16 protein-coding genes are annotated in these 20,159 nt (G+C 46.2%); 6 read left to right on the forward strand and 10 right to left on the reverse strand.

The features are described from left to right. The 3 genes from IQ257_RS23365 to IQ257_RS23375 form a co-directional block, all read right to left on the reverse strand. The coding region (locus IQ257_RS23365; protein ID WP_322744449.1) for an efflux RND transporter periplasmic adaptor subunit at nt 1–1,182 on the reverse strand (1,182 nt) is incomplete at its 3' end. A 622-nt stretch (nt 1,183–1,804) separates the two neighbouring features. Then, nucleotides 1,805–2,674: a CPBP family intramembrane glutamic endopeptidase gene (locus IQ257_RS23370; protein WP_193877701.1), complete on the reverse strand. Its 870-nt coding sequence runs from the start codon at nt 2,672–2,674 to the stop codon at nt 1,805–1,807. A 91-nt stretch (nt 2,675–2,765) separates the two neighbouring features. Next, nucleotides 2,766–3,185, reverse strand: coding sequence for an AbrB family transcriptional regulator (locus tag IQ257_RS23375; RefSeq protein ID WP_193877702.1), 420 nt, complete (start codon nt 3,183–3,185; stop codon nt 2,766–2,768). 336 nt (nt 3,186–3,521) lie between these two features. Here IQ257_RS23375 and IQ257_RS23380 point away from each other — a divergent pair, with 336 nt between their 5' ends. Then, complete coding sequence (locus IQ257_RS23380) at nt 3,522–4,532, forward strand: succinate dehydrogenase/fumarate reductase iron-sulfur subunit (RefSeq protein ID WP_193877704.1); 1,011 nt, start codon at nt 3,522–3,524, stop codon at nt 4,530–4,532. Beyond that, the gene (locus IQ257_RS23385; protein ID WP_193877706.1) at nt 4,529–4,717 is read left to right on the forward strand and encodes a chlorophyll a/b-binding protein; all 189 of its coding nucleotides are present in this window, start codon (nt 4,529–4,531) and stop codon (nt 4,715–4,717) included. The genes IQ257_RS23380 and IQ257_RS23385 overlap by 4 nt, the downstream gene beginning before the upstream one ends. 377 nt (nt 4,718–5,094) lie before the next feature. Here the strand turns inward: IQ257_RS23385 and IQ257_RS23390 are convergent, their stop codons facing one another. Next, nucleotides 5,095–7,368, reverse strand: a complete 2,274-nt coding sequence (locus tag IQ257_RS23390) for an amylo-alpha-1,6-glucosidase (RefSeq protein WP_193877708.1) — start codon at nt 7,366–7,368, stop codon at nt 5,095–5,097. A gap of 49 nt (nt 7,369–7,417) precedes the next feature. Further along, nucleotides 7,418–8,692 (reverse strand): cyclic nucleotide-binding domain-containing protein, encoded by a 1,275-nt coding sequence (locus IQ257_RS23395; RefSeq protein WP_193877727.1) that lies wholly within the window; start codon nt 8,690–8,692, stop codon nt 7,418–7,420. 264 nt (nt 8,693–8,956) lie between these two features. Between IQ257_RS23395 and IQ257_RS23400 the strand changes: the two genes are divergently transcribed. Further along, entirely contained in the window at nt 8,957–9,547 is a 591-nt protein-coding gene (locus IQ257_RS23400) for a DUF4126 domain-containing protein (RefSeq protein WP_193877710.1), read from the forward strand. Nucleotides 9,548–9,776: 229 nt separating this feature from the next. On the opposite strand, the gene IQ257_RS23405 is transcribed toward IQ257_RS23400, so the two are convergent. The 4 genes from IQ257_RS23405 to IQ257_RS23420 all read right to left on the reverse strand — a co-directional run bounded on the left by IQ257_RS23405 (nt 9,777) and on the right by IQ257_RS23420 (nt 13,997). Further along, nucleotides 9,777–10,049 carry a hypothetical protein gene (locus IQ257_RS23405; RefSeq protein WP_193877711.1) on the reverse strand — a complete coding sequence of 91 codons (273 nt, stop codon included), beginning with the start codon at nt 10,047–10,049 and terminating at the stop codon, nt 9,777–9,779. Between the two features lie 208 nt (nt 10,050–10,257). Further along, nucleotides 10,258–12,024 carry a sensor histidine kinase gene (locus tag IQ257_RS23410; RefSeq protein ID WP_193877713.1) on the reverse strand — a complete coding sequence of 589 codons (1,767 nt, stop codon included), beginning with the start codon at nt 12,022–12,024 and terminating at the stop codon, nt 10,258–10,260. A gap of 245 nt (nt 12,025–12,269) precedes the next feature. After that, the gene (locus IQ257_RS23415) at nt 12,270–13,172 is read right to left on the reverse strand and encodes a S1 RNA-binding domain-containing protein (RefSeq protein WP_193877715.1); all 903 of its coding nucleotides are present in this window, start codon (nt 13,170–13,172) and stop codon (nt 12,270–12,272) included. Nucleotides 13,173–13,256: 84 nt separating this feature from the next. Further along, nucleotides 13,257–13,997 (reverse strand): dienelactone hydrolase family protein, encoded by a 741-nt coding sequence (locus IQ257_RS23420; RefSeq protein WP_193877717.1) that lies wholly within the window; start codon nt 13,995–13,997, stop codon nt 13,257–13,259. 477 nt (nt 13,998–14,474) lie between these two features. Between IQ257_RS23420 and IQ257_RS23425 the strand changes: the two genes are divergently transcribed. Together IQ257_RS23425 and IQ257_RS23430 are read left to right on the forward strand one after the other, a co-directional pair. After that, on the forward strand, nt 14,475–15,458 hold the full coding sequence (locus tag IQ257_RS23425; RefSeq protein ID WP_193877719.1) for a GntR family transcriptional regulator: 984 nt from the start codon (nt 14,475–14,477) through the stop codon (nt 15,456–15,458). Nucleotides 15,459–15,466: 8 nt separating this feature from the next. Further along, complete coding sequence (locus tag IQ257_RS23430) at nt 15,467–17,395, forward strand: tetratricopeptide repeat protein (RefSeq protein WP_193877721.1); 1,929 nt, start codon at nt 15,467–15,469, stop codon at nt 17,393–17,395. Between the two features lie 612 nt (nt 17,396–18,007). Here IQ257_RS23430 and IQ257_RS23435 read toward each other — a convergent pair. After that, the gene (locus IQ257_RS23435; RefSeq protein WP_193877723.1) at nt 18,008–19,333 is read right to left on the reverse strand and encodes an RNA-guided endonuclease InsQ/TnpB family protein; all 1,326 of its coding nucleotides are present in this window, start codon (nt 19,331–19,333) and stop codon (nt 18,008–18,010) included. Nucleotides 19,334–19,442: 109 nt separating this feature from the next. Between IQ257_RS23435 and IQ257_RS23440 the strand changes: the two genes are divergently transcribed. Next, nucleotides 19,443–20,120, forward strand: coding sequence for a hypothetical protein (locus tag IQ257_RS23440; RefSeq protein WP_193933257.1), 678 nt, complete (start codon nt 19,443–19,445; stop codon nt 20,118–20,120). The last annotated feature ends 39 nt before the right edge of the window (nt 20,121–20,159 follow it).

The following is a 20,159-nucleotide window of genomic DNA, read 5'->3' on the forward strand; positions in this document are numbered from 1 at the left end:
CCCCCGCTCCCCTGCAACCTCCACTGCACTTTGGGGAAGCACAACTTTGGGCTGAGTAACAGAGTCAAATCTGACTCGGGCTAGAAGTCCACTACTTATTCGTCCGTTGCTGTTGGGAATAGTGACTTCTATTGGCACTTGAGACGCCTGTGGATCAGCCGCTGGGGAAATTCGGGAAACTTCTCCCCTAAAAGAATCTTTAGAAAAAGCATCCAAGCGCACCGTAACGGGTTGTCCGACTTGGATATTTGCCAGTTCTAACTCAGAGACGCGGACTTGTACTTTTACGCGACTGAAATCACCCAGCTTCAGCACTTCACTCCCTGGCGTTACCAAGTTTCCCGGTTCACTAACCCGTTCCAAAACTACACCATTTATTGGGGAAGCCAGTAAAGCGTAAGACTGGCGCTCTCGGTTTTGAGCTACGATAGCTTGTTGTGCCTTCACTCGACCTTCAGCCGCAGCAACTGCCTGTTCTTCGGTGCGAATCTGTTGGAGAGCAGCTTGGAGTGTTTGTTGAGCGGTGGCGGCAGCAGTCTGGGATAGTTCTGCTTCTTGCTTAGAAATAGCCCCTTCTTTTGCCAGCATTTGTAGCCGTGCGGTGTCTGCTTTTGCCTGCTGGAGTTGTAACCGCGCTTGTTCGGCTTGTGCCTTGGCATTACCCACCTGAGTGCGGGCGCGTGCCACTTCTGACTGTAGGGCGGTTAGTTCGGCTTGTGCCTCACTGACGGCAGTTAGCAATAGGGTGTCATCTAATTGTGCTAATATCTGCCCTTGCTTGACAGTATCACCGATATCGACATTCAGGTTCAGCAATCGCCCCTCTGCTTGGGAACGGAGGGAGATTTCCCGCATGGGGAGGGTACGACCGGTGAACTCTAGGGGTTCTTGAAGCTGTCCGGTTTTGGCAATCGCTACATTAACCGCCGTAGTACCTTGTCCCCGTTCCGAACCCGAAGGATTGGGTTGAGCGTCGGCTTCCGTTTTGGAAAATAGATCGCATCCCGTTAAAAAAGGAAAGAATAATACCAAATAGAGCGGTACAACCAGGTAATATAGAACTTTTTTAGGTTGTCCTGAAGTGAAGTGTCTCTTGTGAGAGTGAGGAGGTGATGCCTTAAGGATTGGCTTTTGTGTCTGAATTTGAGCGGCAATAGCAGTAGATTGAGGGGTCGAATGCACGCTTTTGGCTCCAATCAGGACAAGAGGTTGATAATTCAGTCGAGGGGAGAAAAAATGATGGGTAGGTTAGGGTCGGTTTATTCTTAATAATATTTAAATTATAATCGTCAAACTATCCAAAAGTTGGATAGTCACTCGGTTTCAGAAGACAAAAACTTCTTGTCTGGGGATGAGGAAGATTCACATCTTACCCAAAACGGTACTCTCCTCCATCTCCCTATTGAGGCATACCGATGGCTGCAAAAATAGCTTCTACGTCTCTCTATCGATATAGGGTGAGTTGATTCTATCCCTTGCACTACGAATTCTGTGCTGGTAAGTAGGAGGAATGATCACTTTACTAGGATGAGATGCACCCTCTTTCCCCATCCTCTACAAGCATTCCTTCGCTATTTCTCTTTTCATCCTGCCGTACAGGTGACACTTGCTAGAAGGATGGGCTTTTCCCGCAACAGGTTTAGGGAAATCGTGAACAAAGTCAGGGTTAGGAATGAGTCAGGAGCCGAACATAGCGACAAAATCAGCAATAGAACCTGAAATTTACGGAATTTGTGGCAAATAATCAATAGTGGGCGTCTACTTTATCAGTATTCAACCTCATTCAGGGCGTTAACCCTTTAAACTAGAAGCCAGGATTGGGCGCAATAGGTATAAGTAGTATAAGTAAGAGTAAAATTCCAACTACCAACAAACATAGAATACCCGCTACCCCAGCTAGGGGATTTTCCTTCCAGCCTGTTATCCAGGTTGGACATTTTCCGGTATAAGAAATGAGTTTAGCGTCCTGCAAACAAGTTAAGCTCCAAATCCAACTTGCATGCAATCCCCATGATAAACCCAGGCTACCGTTATCTACCCAACGGGCTAGCACCAATACCATTCCCATCAGCCACAGTCCCGGTAGCTGAGGTAGCGTATCTTGTCGCTCCCAAATCAGATGCAATAAAGCAAAGAGTGTGCTAGAGATTGCTGCGGCTATCCAGGGGGAATAGTCTTGCTGAAGTTGATTGACTAAGACGCCGCGAAAGACTAATTCTTCTACGATTCCAATCCACAGCCCTAATACTAAAATAGGCAGCCATATCGTTGCTAAACGGTGCCAATTTGCCCCTTGCCATTCAATCCACCCAAGTATCCATTCTCCAACAAATATAAGTATCAAACTTGTCAATCCCAGTCCCCATCCTAAGCCCAAGGATTTTAAAAGTGTTAACTGACTGTCTAAACCGTAATCTGAAAACGATACCCCATCGACCTGAGTAGCCCCCCAGACAATCAGGGGGGCAATCAGGTACAGCACCGCTAGTAACGGCAACTTTTGCTCAGTTGTCAGAGGCTGAGAAGGACGCCATTTTAGCAGTACTGCCATGGGAATTGCCAGTGGTAGCCACAAAGCAGCCCAAGTGATGAAAAACACCGCTACTTTCAAAAGTGCAGTTGCACTCATCAGTGACAGCAAGCACTGATTTGCTGCCTGCTCAAAGATAACCATTGGCGGGTTCGCAAATTTGTGAGGAGCGACCGAATTGAAATACTGCCAAGGATGGATTAAAGAGACAACCCATCCTCAATCTGGCTTTAAGTTATACACCTACAGCTTCCAAAATTGGCTCTTCAGAGCTTCTTGTGCCATCATCGCCATCCACCTGTTTGAGGTGAATGTGCTTGTAGCCCAGCTTAATTTCAAATTCATCACCAGGCTTTAATCCCATTGCTTGAGTGTAGGTTGCACCAATTACAATTTGACCATTTTTATGGACACTCACGCGATAGGTTGGCTCTCGTCCGCGACCATCTTTTGCTCCCTCTGGATCGAGGGGTACACCTTTAGCACCTAGTACCGCGTCATAGAAGTCTGTTAAGTTGACGCGGGTCTGACCATTTTTAGTTTCAGTGTAATAGCCACAGCGTTTTGCTGTTTCTCGCCGGGGTAAGTGTGCTAGCTCTTTTACTTTTTGAAGCAGCGCTTTTCCGGTCAGTGGAGTAGCTGGGATCTCTGTCATAATCTCACGAGATATCCTGTAAATTTCAGGATGGTAAACGTCAAAGTCTGCCAAGCATATTTGGCTATATAAAAAATATATCGTTAAATCTCTCTACTTTGACAAGTATTTTTGCGAGTTTGTTGAAATCTTCATTTGAGCAAGGACAAATTTTAGGAGGAGTCGAGAGTAAGGTTGTATACGTTAAGATTTTAACTGTGGCAGCAATCGGCTTTCCGAAAATCATCGTTAAATTATACGGGGATGAGCCATGAATAGCGATAAAGTCGTGGGGATTGTCGGTTTGTCCCTTATCCTGTTTTCATGCAGGTGTTAGGTTTTCAAGAGTTCGTTACTATGCAAGTTGCTTTTAAAATCATTCGACAGACTCAAAAGGCTTCCCCCACTATCCAGACTTATAAGCTGGATGTGCAAGAAGGAAACACGATTCTAGAATGCCTGAATCGGATTAAGTGGGAACAGGATGGTACTCTTGCTTTTCGCAAAAATTGTCGTAACACAATTTGCGGTAGCTGTGCGATGCGGATTAACGGTCGCTCTGCCCTAGCTTGTAAGGAAAATGTTGGTAGCGAACTAGGGAAGCTGCCCCAGTCTGAAGACTGCAAAATTCCTGAAATTACCATCGCTCCTCTTGGGAATCTGCCAGTCGTTAAAGATTTAATTGTAGATATGCGCAGCTTTTGGGATAGCTTAGAAGCTGTCGATCCCTACGTGAGCACGGCGGGTCGGGCAATTCCGGAACGAGAGTTTTTGCAGAGTCCCGAAGAGCGATCGCGTTTGGATCAAAATGGTAACTGTATTATGTGCGGTGCTTGTTTCTCTGAATGCAATGCCCGCGAAGTCAACCCCGATTTTGTCGGACCCCACGCCCTCGCTAAAGCCCAACGCTTAGTCGCAGATTCTCGTGATACTGCCCTTGAAACTCGTGTCGAAAAATACAACGAAGGTACAAAAGGCGTTTGGGGTTGCACTCGCTGTTTGATGTGCAATGCGGTTTGCCCCATGGATGTGGCACCGATGGATCAAATTGGTAAAATTAAACAAGAAATTCTATCTCGCAAAGACAAGCAAGAGAGTCGCTCAATCCGCCACCGTAAGGTACTTATTGAGTTAGTTAAAAAAGGTGGTTGGGTTGACGAGCGTCAGTTTGGCGTGCAGGTGGTTGCCAACTTCTTCCGAGATATTCAAGGAATGCTAAGTTTAGCACCCTTGGGATTACGGATGATGGGTCGGGGTAAATTTCCCTTGGGATTCGATAAATCTGAAGGAACATCCCAAGTGCGATCGCTCATTGAATCCGTGCAAAGGTTGGAATCTAAGAAGTCTGAAAAGGATATTCCAAAATGAGTTCTGAAACACCAGTTTCTGAGACTATTTCTCAGCAGTCTACTAACCCACCCGAACCCGCCTTTGGTTGGACGCCCTACGCCGAGCAAATTAATGGACGGTTTGCCATGATTGGTTTTATCGGTTTGTTGGTGTTGGAATTGCTGACGGGTCAGGGTTTGTTACATTGGCTGGGTTTGCTTTAATCATTGGTCATTAGACCTCTAGGAAAAATGCACCAGACCCCTCCCCTTACTAATGGGAGGAAGTCTGATTTTTCTGGCTTCCTCCCTCGTTTGTAACGTCCCCCCTTAGTAAGCAGGGCTAATTCATTGTGATGAGAGAAAATTAGGGCAGCCAGGAGTTAGGGTACACTTGCATATGTTAGCCCTAGTTGAATTGATTAGTTTCCCCTAAATTTGACCTGGTGCCGATGTCACGAGGGCGATTAGCCTTTTTGCGATCACCTAATTAACCCAAGTTGCTTGTCTATTCCATTCATACTTGCACTTCAGTTGTAATTCATCTAAAGGATAAATCGTGAAATAGTAGAAGTCTATTCCCCACTCCCCACTCCCCATTCTCACGCTTCAATAATGATCCGCAAATTCCCCCTTTTGCGAATCACCCGACAAGCGGTTGTGGTTTCCGAACGCTCGAACTCTAAATCGACTAAAGTTCCCCCAACTCGCAGATTGTGTACCGATAGGTGATTGATGGACTCTGGTAGGGATGGCTCAATAATCCGCAACTCATTGTGAGGAGCATTTGGCACCAGATTCAGCATCATGTGCAGGAGTTGAAAGATACTACCACTAGCCCAGGCTTGGGGCGAACAAGCGACGGGATACGGAACGGGTTCGTTACCGTCTGTACGTTCGTAACCGCAGAAGAGTTCCGGCGGACGATGATAGGGCTGCTGGATAGTCATATCAACCAAGCCTTGCGCCACTTCTAATGCTTGCTCAACATAGCCGTGCGATCGCAATCCCAAGGCAATTAAGGCGTTATCGTGGGGCCAAACTGAACCGATATGATAGCCCATCGGATTGTATGCTGGAGACAAACTGCTCAGGGTGCGAATTCCCCAACCGCTGAACATATCTGGGGCTAAAAGCCGTTCCGCTACACTTTGTGCCTTTTCGGGGGAGAAAATACCCAGGTGCAAGCAGTGACCAGGATTAGAGGTAATGCTATCTACAGGATTGCCTTCACCATCTAATGCCAAGGCGCAAAACTCCTCCGCTTGCAACCAAAAGTCTCGATTAAAGCGATTTTTCAGGCTTCTGGCATCCTCCTGCCACTGGTCTGCCAAATCGAGCCGCTTTTTCGTCCGAGCAAGTTCACTCAGGCGAATCTTGGCAGCATAGACATAGGCTTGCACTTCGCATAGAGTCATTGCTCCAGTTGCCAGAGTACCATCCCGCTTAACCATACAATCGCCAGAATCTTTCCAACCTTGGTTAAGCAAACCCCGCTTAGAACGGCGCTGGTAGCTGAGGTAGCCGCTCTCTTTCAGGCTGCGGTCAATCCAATCCATGGCAGCTAGAGCATTCGACCATAGCTGATCTAGAGTTTCCGTGTCGTGAGTCCAGGCATAGTATTCAGCGTAGAGCATCAACCATAGGGGGGTCGCATCTATCGTACCGTAATAAGGAGTGTGGGGAATTTCCTGGCAGCGTGCCATCTCGCCCAATCGAATCTCGTGCAGAATCTTTCCAGGTTCCTCCTCGCGCCAGTCATCCTCGACTTTGCCCTGATAGTGAGCCAGAATCTTTAAGGTAGCTCGTGCCAGCTTTGGATCGAGAACTAGAGTTTGAGACGCGGCAATAATCGAATCGCGCCCGAATAAGGTAGCAAACCAGGGAACTCCGGCTGAAATTGTTTTCCCTTTGTCCCAGGTCTGGCGCAGCAGGTAAATATCTTGCTCGGCTTGTTCGATAACTTGGTTAAAAGCCTTGCTATCTGAACGAATCTGGGTTGCCGCAGAACGCCATGCTTGCTCCTCCATGAGTCCGGCGGCTTTAGCCTGAACCAGAGTTCCGGGTGTCTCGACAGATGAGGTTGGTCGATTATTAGTCAGAGGTTGCAGTCGGTAGCCCAATTGCTGAGTCCCATGAGATTCCAGTTCCAACGACCAGACTGCGGTGTAGCCTTTGAGATAGTCGGGGCGACGATGCATGAATTGGATACGCGATTCTATTAAAGAACCGTCTAATCCCTGGTATGCCAAGGTTAATTCCTCTGAGGAGAGGTAAGGGGTGAGGGGAAAAAAGTCAGAGTCAGCAGACTCTTGAGTGGTAACGTTTGTATCTTGCTTTTTGGGTTGGACAAGGCGCAGTAGTTTTCCTTGTTGCTCTCGCTGGTAGCCTCGAATTTCAAATAAATCGACAAAATCTGCATCGAAGCTGAGGGTGAATTCAAACTTGACTGGAGTTGTGTTGTAGTTTGTGATTTGAATTTCTTCAAACAAAGCACCATTCAGAACGATGTCCCGTTGAACGCCAATAGTTTCAGCATTGATGTGGTTTTCAATTCGCGGGTTAGCGCACAACACGGAAATAGCAAAACCCTTCCCAGCATTGCTGTTGAGCAGAATGGGGGAGTGTCCTTCAATTTGTATTTCTAGCCGACTTAGAAATCGGGTATCGTGACAGAACAGCCCCATACGACCCTGACGGTCTTGTTCTAAGGAACCATTGATATTACCGAGGGTGTCGGTAATCAAAAACAAATCGTTGTCTTTGAGGGTGAGCGTCGGTTGGGGGCGTTCGCTCACAATAGAGGGCCACTCTGGAATGGGTGTTTGCTCGGCTGGAACAAAAGTTCGTCCGTATAACTCAAACGTATCGGGCATAACAATAATTATGGGTATATCGACGACATGATCATAGAATTGTAAACGGCTACAGTATATGACCCGATGAAATAAAGAAACCGAGCAGAAACCCCAAAATTGTAGAAAAGGCAACCGAACTGCCACCCAGTTCGTAAGCCTCCGGCATCATTGTACTTGCTAGCATTGCCAAAATAGCACCCCCAGAAACCGCCTGAGCGATCGCTACCACTAACTCAGAGGTGCTGTTTTTTAATGCATACCCCCCAACTGCACACAAACCACTTAGCACCACTATCCCTATCCACAACCCCAAAATCTGACTCCGACTCATGCCTGCCTGTTTCATCCCACTCGCACTCGATAATGCTTCTGGGAAATTAGAAATAAACACCGCCAACAAAAACGACCAGCCAAAATGACTCTCGCCGGCATTCATGCCAATGACTAGGGATTCGGGTATATTATCAATTAACGTGCCAATCAAAATGGCTAGGGGGGCAGAACGCTTAACCAAACCCTCAATCATCGTTGGGTCTTCCCGAAGCAACAAATCCAGTTCAACTTGGTCAATTAATTGCTGTCGCCAACGCTCTAAATTGCGTTCGACGGCTACCCGTGAATCCGTTGCCAACCGCAGTCGCTGCGCTAAGGAACGACTCAGCGCCCAAGCCATGTGAGGCGACCAACTGAGAACGCTATGGAAATGTTCCCGGTGTAATTGGTACAATTCCATCGGAGTACGGGCAACGACTGTAGCAGACCGGGGTTCTCCTGTTAAAAGTGCCATCTCGCCAAAGACTTCCCCAGGTTTCATCGTATTCAAAACTTTCCTACCTTTACGCACCTCTGCTTCACCATCAACAATCATGTAAAAGTAATCGCCAGGAGTTCCCTCCTCACACAGGATGTCTCCCGGTTGGGCGTAGACTGGTTTGAGAAAAGAAACAAGCGCTTGTTTCTCTTGCGGTGGCAGATTTTGCATCACCTCAACGTGGGCGATGCGGGCAAGTACGTCAGATATCTGTTCGTGGCGATGTTCGTACAGGTAGCGGCGACTCGATGCTGGTTTGCGTAGGAATCCGCCGTGTTGATCGATATATTGAGTCAATCCTGCAAACAAAGCACCCCCTGCCATAAATCCAACCAACAGCGGACTGAAACCACTGGCACGATAAGCAGGAATCGTGATTTCAAATGCGATCGCAGATAGCAGAGTACCACTGCCAAATGCCATAATCGCTGCCGAAAAGGAGCGGTTCGGTTGCCAAAAAACTCCCACAACAGCTCCCAATGCCAAACTAGAAGCTCCTAGTATCCCCTGGAAAAAGGCTGCCATTGACATAGGCGGCGTTCTCATGAACATTCAGTTTTATCCTATAGGAGAATGGGTGATTATCTGTAGGGTGGGGAGTCAAACCTCAAGGAGGATAAAAAAAGGATTAAAGATAAAGGAAAAAAGCAGCAAATGTAGTTTTCGATTCAATCCTTTACAGGTCTTTATTTCTTTTAAAAAAAGTTGTCAACTCAATTTGGACGTTACACTAATGACAGGTGAACGTCACGAATTTTCTTTTTACCGGATTTACAGTTCAGGTCAGAGGCGATAATGATTGAACTCCTAGCCGCACTTTCAGCCTCAGCAGCCGTGGGAATGAGGATTGCACTGCCTCTACTGGTTATTGGTTTGTTGCAAACTGACAGGCTCTGGGATGAAATCCCCCTGCTCTCTCACATTCACCCCTCAGCCTTGGTAGGTATCCTCACAACTTGGTCGCTCTTTGAGCTATTTGCTTCCAAAAAGCGTCTGGGACAAAGGGTTTTGCAAACGATTCAGTTAATCTTGAGTCCCATTGTCGGAGCCATCATGGGTATTGCCGTGGCTCAATTTACCGAAACTCCCGCTGAATTTATCTGGATAATCGGTATCGTTGGCGGCTTATTAGCCTTTGTACTCCAACTGGTACAAGTGGGCTGGTTCTTCCGCTTGCGGGGTTTGCCCCTATGGGTTGTCTTCTGTCAAGATGTATTGTGCGTTGCTTTAGTAATTTTTGCCTTTGACGCACCCCAGCAAGGCGGATTGATTGCGTTACTCTTGTTATGGCTAGCGATTCGCAGCTCTAACCAATGGCGTCGCTGGTATGTCGGTTCTCGTTATTCTCCCGTGCACCATCGCCTCCAACGTCAGATGCCTGATTGAAGGAAGCGAACCATTTTGTTATAATAAAGCCCAAATTAACGTATTTTCTAGTGGGTTAGGCGCTGCCCTATCTGGCAAGCTCTTACTCCTTAAACAATGGGAAAAGCGCCACAACCCACCTACTAAACGAAATGTCATGTATTTTGTTAGCACACCCTGGATTTTATAATCGCTAGTGTTGAATCAAATTTTAGATTAAGCCGAGTTTTCTGTATTCTTGGTCTTTAATTCAACACCTAGAATTATTGCTTTCTTCAAAAATTCGACCTATAATCGATTCCCAGACATAGGTTAATCCCTCTAGAGATAACAGGTTAGTCAGAGCAATAACGTGATCGGCAAGAGGAGTCGTTGCCGATACCACGATCAAATCCGATTCTTTATCCAGCAAGCGTTCAATTAATTCGCTTTTTTCGTCAAGGGATAAATTTTTTGCTTTTTGCCAAACGTCTTCAACCTTGCTAGATTGAGCATTCATCGACAGTAATTCACGGGGATACATTGTTTTACTTGTTGAAGTCACTGAGGGAATTATAAAAATGTTTTTACTAAAACAGTAACCGTGAATTTACGGAGACAAGACTCTTCTACGCCGATTGCCTTCAGGACATTTACGTGTTTTACTAAGATTTTTAACAAAATTCTCCTTTGCTTAAAATAAAACTTAATCTCCCTGGAATTGGGATAAGCAAATATACCGCTTGTGGAGTTCAACTCGACTGAATCGGTAAAGCGATCGCAAACTCTGTTCCCTGCCCTAATTCAGAAGTTACTTCAATAGTCCCGCGATGCTTCTCTATAATTTGATAAGAAATTGCTAATCCCATTCCCGTGCCTTTTCCAACGGGTTTAGTGGTAAAAAAGGGGTCAAATATCTTGTCTTTGATTTCTGGAGCAATACCCGAACCATTATCCCGAATCCGCACTTCAATACAATCGTTGCCTCTAGATTGGGTTTGAATAACAATCTGCTTCGATGACAGATCACAATGGGAAAGCAGTTCATCAATGGCATTACCAATGACATTCATAAAAACTTGATTGAGTTGAGCTGGATAGCACTCGATTAAAGGTAAGGTTCCATACTGTTTGATTACCTCAATTCCATGTTTAATTCGAGGATTCACGATCAACAGTGTATTGTCAATTCCGATATGAATGTCAGCTTGTTTTCGCTCTGACTCATCAAGACGAGAAAAATTTCGCAGGGATAGAATAGTTTGCTGGATGCGTTCCGCTCCGACTTGCATAGATAACAGAAGTTTAGGTAAATCTTCACTCAAAAAATCTAAGTCAATTTCTGCTATTTTGTTTTGAATCGCGGGTAGGGGCTGAGGATAGGAATTCTGGTAAAGACACAATAACTCTAAGAGATCTTGAGTATAGTCATTTGTATAGATTAAGTTGCCGTAAATAAAGTTAACCGGATTATTGATTTCATGGGCAATTCCTGCTACCATCTGACCCAGACTCGACATTTTTTCACTTTGAACCAGGTGAGCTTGGGCTTGCTTGAGTTCTCGAATTTGGGTAGCTACCCGTTGGATGAGTTGGTTGAGAGATGTGGCTAAGACACCAATTTCATCTTCGGTAGTCACAGGAGCCTGTATATCATAATTACTGTCTAGCGTCGCTTTCTTGGCTACCTGGGTTACTTCTTTGATCGGATAAACGATCGCTCGACTGGTGTAGAATGCTAAAGCTGTCGCGATCGCTATTGATAGCATCATGCTAGCGGCGATGATCCCTGCTCGCAGAACTTTAGCATCCTTAAAACGAGCATTCGCTTGCTGCTGTTGGGCTTCAGTAAACTCAATAAGTTGTTCTAAACTTCCTGAGAATTCTTGAAATTTGGGGGTGAGTTCCTGATTAATCGTTTGCAGCACCTTAGGCTCTAGTGTCTGAGTTCCATTAGATAGTGACTTTTCGGCATCAAGTTGCTTTAAAAGGGACTGAACGACTTGCTTATACAATTCGAGTTCCTGATTGCAGGTTTCTAGTAAAGCTTCAGGTGTTCCCTCAGAATTTTCTGTAAGTTGATGACTTTTTATTAAGCTAGATTCAAGTTCGTAGAGTTGATTGCTAGCGTAAACAAGACTGTTATGTAATTCGAGAATTTCTTGAGCTTTCGGTTCGCGAGTTTCAGAAGCATAAATTAGCCGTTGCTGATGCAAGTGTACTGCTAAAAAAGATTTTTCTATGTCGCTAATCCGAGCGAGTTTTTCCTGGGTAAGTTCTAGTACCTCTCTGGCTCGATCATCATAGTACTCTCCTACGATTAACCCTGAAGCTGTCCCCAGCACGGCAATACCAACCGCCAAAAAATACCCAAAACCAATTTTGGCGTGAAGATTCCAGCGATGGGTTATACGATTGAGCCAAATTTTAGGCGTTATAACCCGACTGACTTGATGTGTCTTCTGCGTACATCCGGTTGCTTTGCAAGTGCGAAGGATGTCGGTTTTGGGAAACTGCATAAGAAGAACCAACCTGATCCGGTTATTTTTTGGACGGCACGCCAACTATTAACTAGCTTTCTAACTTACAACTCCTCTATGTCAATCCTATGAATTTGCTGTGTCAAACGTTGTCTTATCATTAAAGGGGAAAGAGTGAATACGCCAGATAATTCCATTCGGGAGCATTCCAAAACAAGTAACCTTGAAAGCAGGGGAAGGAGAGTTTATACCTAAATTCTCCCCCGCTCTCTTACCTTTCTTTTTTATTCCAACACCTTCTTCCTCGCCCGTTCAGCACGCGCCTCAGCGCTCGCCATCACCTCAGACATATTTTCCAAGACTTCCCCCGGATAATTTTCTAACACGCGAGTTGAAAGAGAAATTCGACCTTTTCCTTCATCTAAATCAACAATCATCGCCTTGATGGGTTGACCTAATTCAAACACCCCACCCAGGGATTCAATGAAGCTTTGGCTGATTTGCTTGATATGAAGTAAACCACTGGTGCCTTCAAAATTCAAAAACACACCAAAGGGTTTGATACTCGCCACCGTCCCCTCGACTAACTGCCCTAACTCTAGCTGACTAAAACTCTCAGCCCGAGTCGCTTCACGCTGGGAGAAAACCAATTTGTTGCGATCGCTATCTGCTTCTAGAATAGTGACGGTGAGGTTTTGACCCACCAAGGATTCTAAGTTATTGCGATCGCTCAAGTGCGATCGCGGAATAAAGCCCCGCAACCCCTGCCAATCCACAGTAACGCCGCCCTTATTCACACCAAAGACTCGCACCTGTAAGGATTTCCCACTGTCCTGTATGTCTTTCAGTTCGTCCCAAATCCGTTTCACTTCTAACTGACGCCGCGAAACCGTAACTTGACCTTCTGCATCCTGTTCTCGAATAATCAGGAAATCGAGTTCCTCATTCAGAGGCAGTAGCTCAGACCAATCCCCGCTTGATTTCACCGATACTTCCGAGTTCGGAATGTAAGCCAGAGACTTACCGCCAATATCCACATACGCGCCATCGGCTTCGTAGTTGTAAACCTTTCCTCGTACCACCTGCCCCTTTTTAAACCCGTAATCCTGGTCTTCTAGGGCTTTGGCAAAATCCTCCATTGAAAAGGAGGAATTGCTAGTTTGAGAACGAGTCGATTTTGAATCCATGAGAATTTATTGCCTAAAAAATGATTGAAGTCCCTGCCCTCAGTCATTAATAAATACAACTCACTAATGACTAATGAACCCTGACTACAGTTCCTGCTTGAATAACTTTTTCACTTGCTCCCAGGCATCGTTTGCCGCTGTCGGATTGTAGCTAGCCCGTTGGTCGCAAAAGAAACCGTGATCAGCTCCCTCGTAACGGAAGATTCGGTGCAAAACTTGGTGCTGGTTGAGTTCTGCTTCAATCTGCTCTACCTCTTGAGTGGGGATGCTGGCGTCTTCCATGCCAAAGAAGAGGTAAATTGTACCCTGAATATCTTGGGTGCGAGTGATAGTCGGTTTGCCACCACCAGGGGTCATCGTCGCAATGCCAGCACCGTAGAACGACGCTGTGGCTTTAATCTCCGGCAGGGTAGCTGCCAGATAAGCAACGTGCCCGCCAAAACAAAAGCCAATACAACCAATGGCGTCAGCCTGCGTGGATGTTTGGGCAACCAGGTAATTAATTGCCGATTGAATGTCCCTGAGCAATTCATCCGCCTGGGTTTTTGCCTTGTAGTCCTTACCAATTTTCACGTCTTCGGCACTGTACCCCGTTTCAAAACCGGGAGCTTGACGTTGGTAGAGAGCAGGAGCAATTGCCACGTATCCTTCTTCAGCGAACCGTCGCGTCACATCACGGATGTGGTCGTTCACGCCGAAAATTTCTTGTAACACTACGATTGCTGGGCGAGAACTCTCACCCACAGGCATCGCTAGGTAAGCATCAATATTAAGGGTTCCATTGGTAATCTTGACCCACTTAGCTTGAATTTCTTGATCGGTCATAGTTAACGTTTGCTGATGTTCGGGATTCTGTTGCAGTCAATACTGCTCAAAAATCTAGGCATTTTAAGCATTGGTCACTCAGAAAAGCTTGACCTAATTTTAACGCTAATCTCATTTAAAATTCTATTTTTATCCAATGAAAATAGGAACATTAGAAGCCGCTATAAACTAATTTTACTAAGTTTGAGTAATTTGAGTTGACTATTCTTGAATAAAAACTAAAGCTTTAACCTAAAGCTAGACTTGTTCTGTAAATCCAGTACTAAAGGCAGAGACGATCCCCCTCTAGGGGAGAAAATGCCAGACCAAGTATAAAAAGATTACTATTGATATAAATCACATCGCTATACCTTAACTTTATCTTATGATGTTTTTTCAGAGAGCGGCGGTTCCCGGAATCATTTTTCCCACCTGCCCAATGTTCTTACTTTCTCGCTCCTCTGCCAAGGTTCCAGCGAGTGCTTTGGAGACTATATAATGGTTCAGTATCGTATTCAGACAGACAGCGAAATTCCAGCATCGAAGCAGTTATTTGACCAAATTCAGTTTGCGATCGCATCCCGACAATATCCCCCCGGACACAAATTACCCAGCACCCGCCAGTTGGCGATGGAAACGGGTTTGCACCGCAACACAATCAGCAAAGTCTACCGCCAGCTCGAAGAAACGGGACTAGTAGAATCTCAGGCAGGTTCAGGCATCTACGTCAAAGCACAGGGTCATGAAGGCGGCACTCAGCGCCAGTCTCCCATTCTAAAGCAGTATCCTGATGCCTACAAAGTTGTGCAACAGAGTCTTGATGAACTACTCGGACAGGGGTGTTCTCTCAACGAAGCAAGAGAACTGTTTTTGGCAGAAATTGACTGGCGGTTACGTTGTAGTGCGCGGGTACTGGTTACGGTAGAATCGCGAGATATGGGTGCCGGAGAGTTGATGGTGCAAGAACTAGAAGCCGCTCTGGGCATTCCCGTGCAGTTGGTTCCCCTAGAAAAACTGGCTCAAGCCCTCGAACTTACCAATTCTGGCACAGTAGTAACCAGCCGCTATTTTATCCAACACGCTGAAGCCATCGCCGCCCCCAAGTCAGTGCGGGTGATTCCTGTCGATATCCACGACTACGCTGAAGAAATCGCATTGATTAAAAGCTTGCCCGAAGGCAATTCCTTGGGGATAGTCAGTCTCAGTGATGGTATCTTGCAGATCGTTGAAGTGATTATCCACAGTCTGCGTGGTGATGAGTTGCTCGTTATGACCGCTCAAGTTAGTGATAAATACAAACTCAATGCCCTCGTGCGCAGTGCGCGGACGATTATTAGTGATCAAGCCAGTTATCAAACCACTAAAGACGCAATCTTAGACGCCAGAGATGACTTGATTCGTGCCCCCAAGCTAGTGTGCAGCGAAAATTATATTGGCACAAAGTCGATTAATTTACTCAAACGGGAATTGGGTTTGGGTTGATTGAGCTGATGACACAACTACAGCCTGTTCATGCCTACTTAGCTGACGAATGGTTGAAGCAGGGAATTGAATATGCTCGATTAGGACGCTGGGAAAAGGCACTCCGTAGTTTTAACCAAGCTACCAAATTTCAACCCGACTCCTACGAAGCTTGGTTCAATCGGGGCAATATCCTGTTTAAATTAGAACGCTGGCAAGAAGCCCTAGCGAACTACGACAAAGCGATTCAGTTGCAACCGGACTCCTACGAAGTTTGGTACAACCGGGGCAATATCCTATTTAAACTAGAACAGTGGGAAGAAGCCCTCGCTAGTTACAACCATGCCATCCAACTCCAACCCGATTTCTATCTGGCTTGGGGAAATCGGGGCAGTACCCTGTATAACTTAGGACACTTTGCCGAAACAATCGCAAGCTGCGATCAAGCCACAACCTACAAACCTGACTATTGCGAGGCTTGGTACATTCGGGGTTTGGCGTTGGTAAATTTGGGACGCTCTGAAGAGGCAATCACTAGTTTTGAGCGAGTTCTGCAAATCCAACCTCACTACTACCCAGCCTGTCTCAATCGAGGCTTACTGGTTTTTCAATTAGAACGCTTTGACGCTGCATTCACTAGCTTTGATCAAGCCACCCGACTCCAACCCGACTCCTGGGAAGCCTGGTTCAACCGGGGCAATGCGCTGTTTAAATTGGGACGCCTTAAAGAAGCCGTTGCGAGTTATGACCGAGCCACAGAGTTTAAATTAGATTACCACGAAGCCTGGAATAACCGAGGTTTAGTGTTGTTTCACTTAGGACACTATCAAAAAGCGATCGCTAGTTGTGATCAGGCGTTGCAGTCTAAACCCGATTATGCGGATGCTTGGTTTCATCGGGGCAATGCCTTATTTAACCTCGGACGCTTTCAAGAGGCGATCGCCAACTACGACAAGGCGATAGAATTACGACCGGACTATGCCCCAGTTTGGGGAAATCGTGGCAGTGCGCTGTATAACGTAGGACGCTTTGCAGAAACACTCGAGAGCTGCGATAACGCCATAACCCTGCAAGGGAACTACCCCGATGCCTGGTACATTCGGGGTTTAGCGCTGATAAAGTTGAAACGCCCTGAAGAGGCAATCACCAGTTTTGATCAGGTTCTTCAGTTCCAACCCAACCTTTATTTAGCGTGGTTCAATCGGGGCAGTGTACTGTATGAGCTAGGGCGTTTTGAAGAAGCAAGGGCTAGCTGCAAACGGGCTATCAGTATCAAAGCCGATTACTACGATGCCTGGTATATTCAGGGGTTGGCACTGATAAACTTGGAACGTTCCGAAGAGGCGATTGCTAGCTTTGATAAAGCCCTTCACTTCAGAAGCGACTTCCATGAAGCGTGGAAAAATAGAGGGAGTGCGCTGTGTAACATCGGATGCTTTGAAGAGGCGATCGCGAGTTACGACCAAGCTACCACCATTAAACCCGACTACTACGAAGCTTGGTACAATCGGGGCATCGTGTTACTGAACTTAGGACGCCCTGAAGAAGCAAGGGCTAGCTTTGACAAAACCCTAGAAATCAAACCGGACTTCTACCCAGCTTGGAATTACCGGGGTTTAGCGCTGGATCAGCTTGGACAACCGGAAGATGCGATCGCTAGTTTCAAAAAAGTCTTAGAGTTACAACCCGACGACTATGAAGCGTGGAATAATTGGGGATTAGTGCTGGATAGTTTGGGACAATCGGCAGACGCGATCGCTCATTTTGATAAAGCCTTAGAATTGCAACCCGACTACGGCGACGCTTGGAATAATCGGGGTTTAGCATTAGTCAATCTAGGACGTTTGGAAGAAGCGATCGCTAGTTTTGATCGAGCTTTAACGATTCAACCCGAGCACCGCGCTGCCTGGAACAATCGAGGCATGGCTCTCCAGGAACTCGAAACCCTGAGCGAGTGATAATTACCCTTCTAGGATAGTTCTCTTTCTTAATGTCTGTCCATGTGATTGCCCACAAGTGAATCTAATTTCTTTACATTTCGTTACTCGCTACATTCAAACCCTTCAGCCTAACAAATTTCATAAATATATGACAAGACCCCTTAGAGATATTTTCTAAGAGGTCTTATTGGTTTCACTTAGAGGCTGTCTCTAAAGAAAAGTAAAGCTAGTCGAATTAGGTGATCGCTCTTTTGTTGCTGAACTTGGTTCAATCGCTTCTTTTAGGCAGTACCGTCGCGTCTCGTTCGCGCAGCGTCTCCGAGAGAAGAGAGCTCATCGCGCCTCAGTCGGTAGTAAGTTTCCCAGTAGCTGGGGAAACAAAAAGCTGTTTCTGGAGCGCAGCCAAAATGTCTACACTACATTCATACCCCAACTGATATCAAGTCCGGCTAATTACCCATAATAAAAATTTCTCCCCATCTCCCCAGCGTTCGACTGCCCTTCGGCAAGTGGAACACTGAGCTTGTCGAAGTGTTCAGGAACCGCGCTCACGCCGAAGTCTCCCCATCTCCCCATCTCCGCGTCCTTGAAAGTCTCTCGGTTGCTAGAATCAAATTGACACTCTCCGGTCTAAAGACGCGGAGATTCTACAGACAGAGTAGACTGAGGTAGTGTCCACAATCTAACTCTCGCTACGGTTGTCAAAGACCGTCTACGCAGTCGGTTTAGGTCAATGCCTAACTTTCTGGCTACTTTTCTCAATATATTGGCAGCACCGTTTAGGTCTGCATTTACAATTGAGCCATTTTTTGAGCGATACAATCCACGCTTAATTCGCTTGCCTGATGGTGTCCACCCATCAGGCTTTTCGCCATATTTGGGTAGGGTGTCTCCATCAAGGTAACTGGCTTTACTGGTGTAAGACTCCTCTGTTACCTCGAACTTAATTCCGTGCTTGCTGCAAAGTTGTTCTAATCGGTCTTTTAACTTTCCTAAGGGCATCTGAACAAACTTTTGGTTGTTCGCCCTTCCCATGAAGGCATTCTCTTTAAACCCCTCATTCCAACCTAAAACAAGGGTGTCTATTCCATATTTCAGGCAGTGGTTGATAATCAGTTTTGCGGCTTTGTTAATGCCATCTCTCATTCGGTGATTGCGCTTACGGGTAACACGGTCAAGCCACCCATCCCAGTACCCTTGAGGTTTGTTCTCTTTTCTTGTGGCAACTTGTTTGTTCCAGTACTGATTGAATGCCTTCATCGCACGAGCATCAATCAGGAACGAATTTCCTAGGGTGTCTACACAGGCGGCTAGGTTGTCGGCTGTTCCTAAATCTATAGCCAGAGCTTGGTCGTTGATACCCACCTCGATTTGTTCTATTGGAACTTCATAAGAAGCCTCCAAGTAAAATGCCCCGTTCTTAGGGAGAATCGTCCATTCTTTAATTGAATTGATGTCGAGATTAGTGGGTGCGGTAAGGTGGAAGCTGTCGATTCCAAACCATCGCCTAACAGTCAATCCCAGTGAGAATCGGAGTTGACCTTCAACAAGCTTAGGCTTCTGTCCGCCTGAATTGGGGTAAGCGATTTTGAATAGCTTTGAGCCTTTCAGGTATCCAGGTGGCTTAGGCTTGCTAGCAAGCTGCCCTTTAAACCATAAGTCCCGCAATCCCTTATAAGACTTAAAGGCTTCTGCTACACTCATTAATGTTTGCTGAGCAGGGGTTGAAGGCAAGGATTGTGCCACAATATTCTTCCCGACAGACGGCTCGTAAACTAAGTCAAACTTCCCTGTTAGTAGCTTTCCTGTCTTAAAGAAAGTTTGACGGGAGAAGTAAACGCCATTGTTATAGAGCTTTCCCGACTGTTCGCACAGATACTGGAGGATTGCTTTAGTCTCTTTATCTGGGTGTAACAACATTTGTTGTACACCCATCTGTTTTCTAGCTTTAGCCATGTTCGACCCCTTTGGCTTGTTGTTGTAGTTATTCTAATCTACAATTTACTTAAGGAAGGAGTTTCCCGCGATAGAGGATTCTTGATGAAACAACCACCAGGGATAGCAGATGCTTGGGCGAATTTGGCAGTGGCTTAAGGGGTTATTCCGGCGTCTGTTCGGAGTGGGAACGTCTTCTCCTCACCCCGAAAGGTACAGAGAGAATCAAGAACGTCAAGAAGTAGAAACGCCACCCCCTTTAGCGGATTCAGATTACGAGTATCTGTTTCGACAACTGCTCGAAGGAGTCACCCATGGTTGGCAGCAGGAACGGGTTTTAAAGTTTTTTGAAAGTTTAAATGGGCGCGTTACCAATGCTCAATGGGTATCGTGGTTAGAGCGTTACGGAGAAAGCGTGCTAGCGTCAAAGGCGTCAAATCACGAGTTAGCAAGGCCGATGGTGAAGTTGGGGGAGATGACGCAATTTATTCCGTCTGTTCGGGATATTGGAGAAGCAGCATACAGCATTGGCTCTCAGGTACTGACGCGAGAGCATACAGGGGCAGTCTGGGAATATGAAGGACCCGATGCTAACCCCCGAACACCTCAACCTACCCCGCATCCAGAGGGAGAAGTCCCACAGGGAGAAGCTATTACCCTGGATGAGTTATTCGATAGGTTACAGAAAGATGCCAACTTACGGCAGCTTATCACTCAACAGTTGGGAATTGACTCAACCGATCCGCAAGTTATCATTCAGGAACTCATCAATCAACACAATGCTGCTAATCCAGCATCTTCAGAGTAAAGCTTTGGTGGCTATCCTGCCCCTCCGCTCCCCAGCTCC

It is taken from the genome of Coleofasciculus sp. LEGE 07092 (genome assembly GCF_015207375.1).
Lineage (GTDB): Bacteria > Cyanobacteriota > Cyanobacteriia > Cyanobacteriales > Coleofasciculaceae > LEGE-07092.

What these genes read in the sequence shown, in the direction of transcription:
- IQ257_RS23435 (WP_193877723.1), bottom strand. Translation starts at nt 19,333, where the DNA reads ATGGCTAAAGCTAGAAAACAGATGGGTGTACAACAAATGTTGTTACAC.
- IQ257_RS23410 (WP_193877713.1), bottom strand. Translation starts at nt 12,024, where the DNA reads ATGCAGTTTCCCAAAACCGACATCCTTCGCACTTGCAAAGCAACCGGA.
- IQ257_RS23395 (WP_193877727.1), bottom strand. Translation starts at nt 8,692, where the DNA reads ATGTCAATGGCAGCCTTTTTCCAGGGGATACTAGGAGCTTCTAGTTTG.
- IQ257_RS23415 (WP_193877715.1), bottom strand. Translation starts at nt 13,172, where the DNA reads ATGGATTCAAAATCGACTCGTTCTCAAACTAGCAATTCCTCCTTTTCA.
- IQ257_RS23425 (WP_193877719.1), top strand. Translation starts at nt 14,475, where the DNA reads ATGGTTCAGTATCGTATTCAGACAGACAGCGAAATTCCAGCATCGAAG.
- IQ257_RS23375 (WP_193877702.1), bottom strand. Translation starts at nt 3,185, where the DNA reads ATGACAGAGATCCCAGCTACTCCACTGACCGGAAAAGCGCTGCTTCAA.
- IQ257_RS23405 (WP_193877711.1), bottom strand. Translation starts at nt 10,049, where the DNA reads ATGTATCCCCGTGAATTACTGTCGATGAATGCTCAATCTAGCAAGGTT.
- IQ257_RS23440 (WP_193933257.1), top strand. Translation starts at nt 19,443, where the DNA reads ATGCTTGGGCGAATTTGGCAGTGGCTTAAGGGGTTATTCCGGCGTCTG.
- IQ257_RS23430 (WP_193877721.1), top strand. Translation starts at nt 15,467, where the DNA reads ATGACACAACTACAGCCTGTTCATGCCTACTTAGCTGACGAATGGTTG.
- IQ257_RS23390 (WP_193877708.1), bottom strand. Translation starts at nt 7,368, where the DNA reads ATGCCCGATACGTTTGAGTTATACGGACGAACTTTTGTTCCAGCCGAG.
- IQ257_RS23380 (WP_193877704.1), top strand. Translation starts at nt 3,522, where the DNA reads ATGCAAGTTGCTTTTAAAATCATTCGACAGACTCAAAAGGCTTCCCCC.
- IQ257_RS23400 (WP_193877710.1), top strand. Translation starts at nt 8,957, where the DNA reads ATGATTGAACTCCTAGCCGCACTTTCAGCCTCAGCAGCCGTGGGAATG.
- IQ257_RS23370 (WP_193877701.1), bottom strand. Translation starts at nt 2,674, where the DNA reads ATGGTTATCTTTGAGCAGGCAGCAAATCAGTGCTTGCTGTCACTGATG.
- IQ257_RS23420 (WP_193877717.1), bottom strand. Translation starts at nt 13,997, where the DNA reads ATGACCGATCAAGAAATTCAAGCTAAGTGGGTCAAGATTACCAATGGA.
- IQ257_RS23385 (WP_193877706.1), top strand. Translation starts at nt 4,529, where the DNA reads ATGAGTTCTGAAACACCAGTTTCTGAGACTATTTCTCAGCAGTCTACT.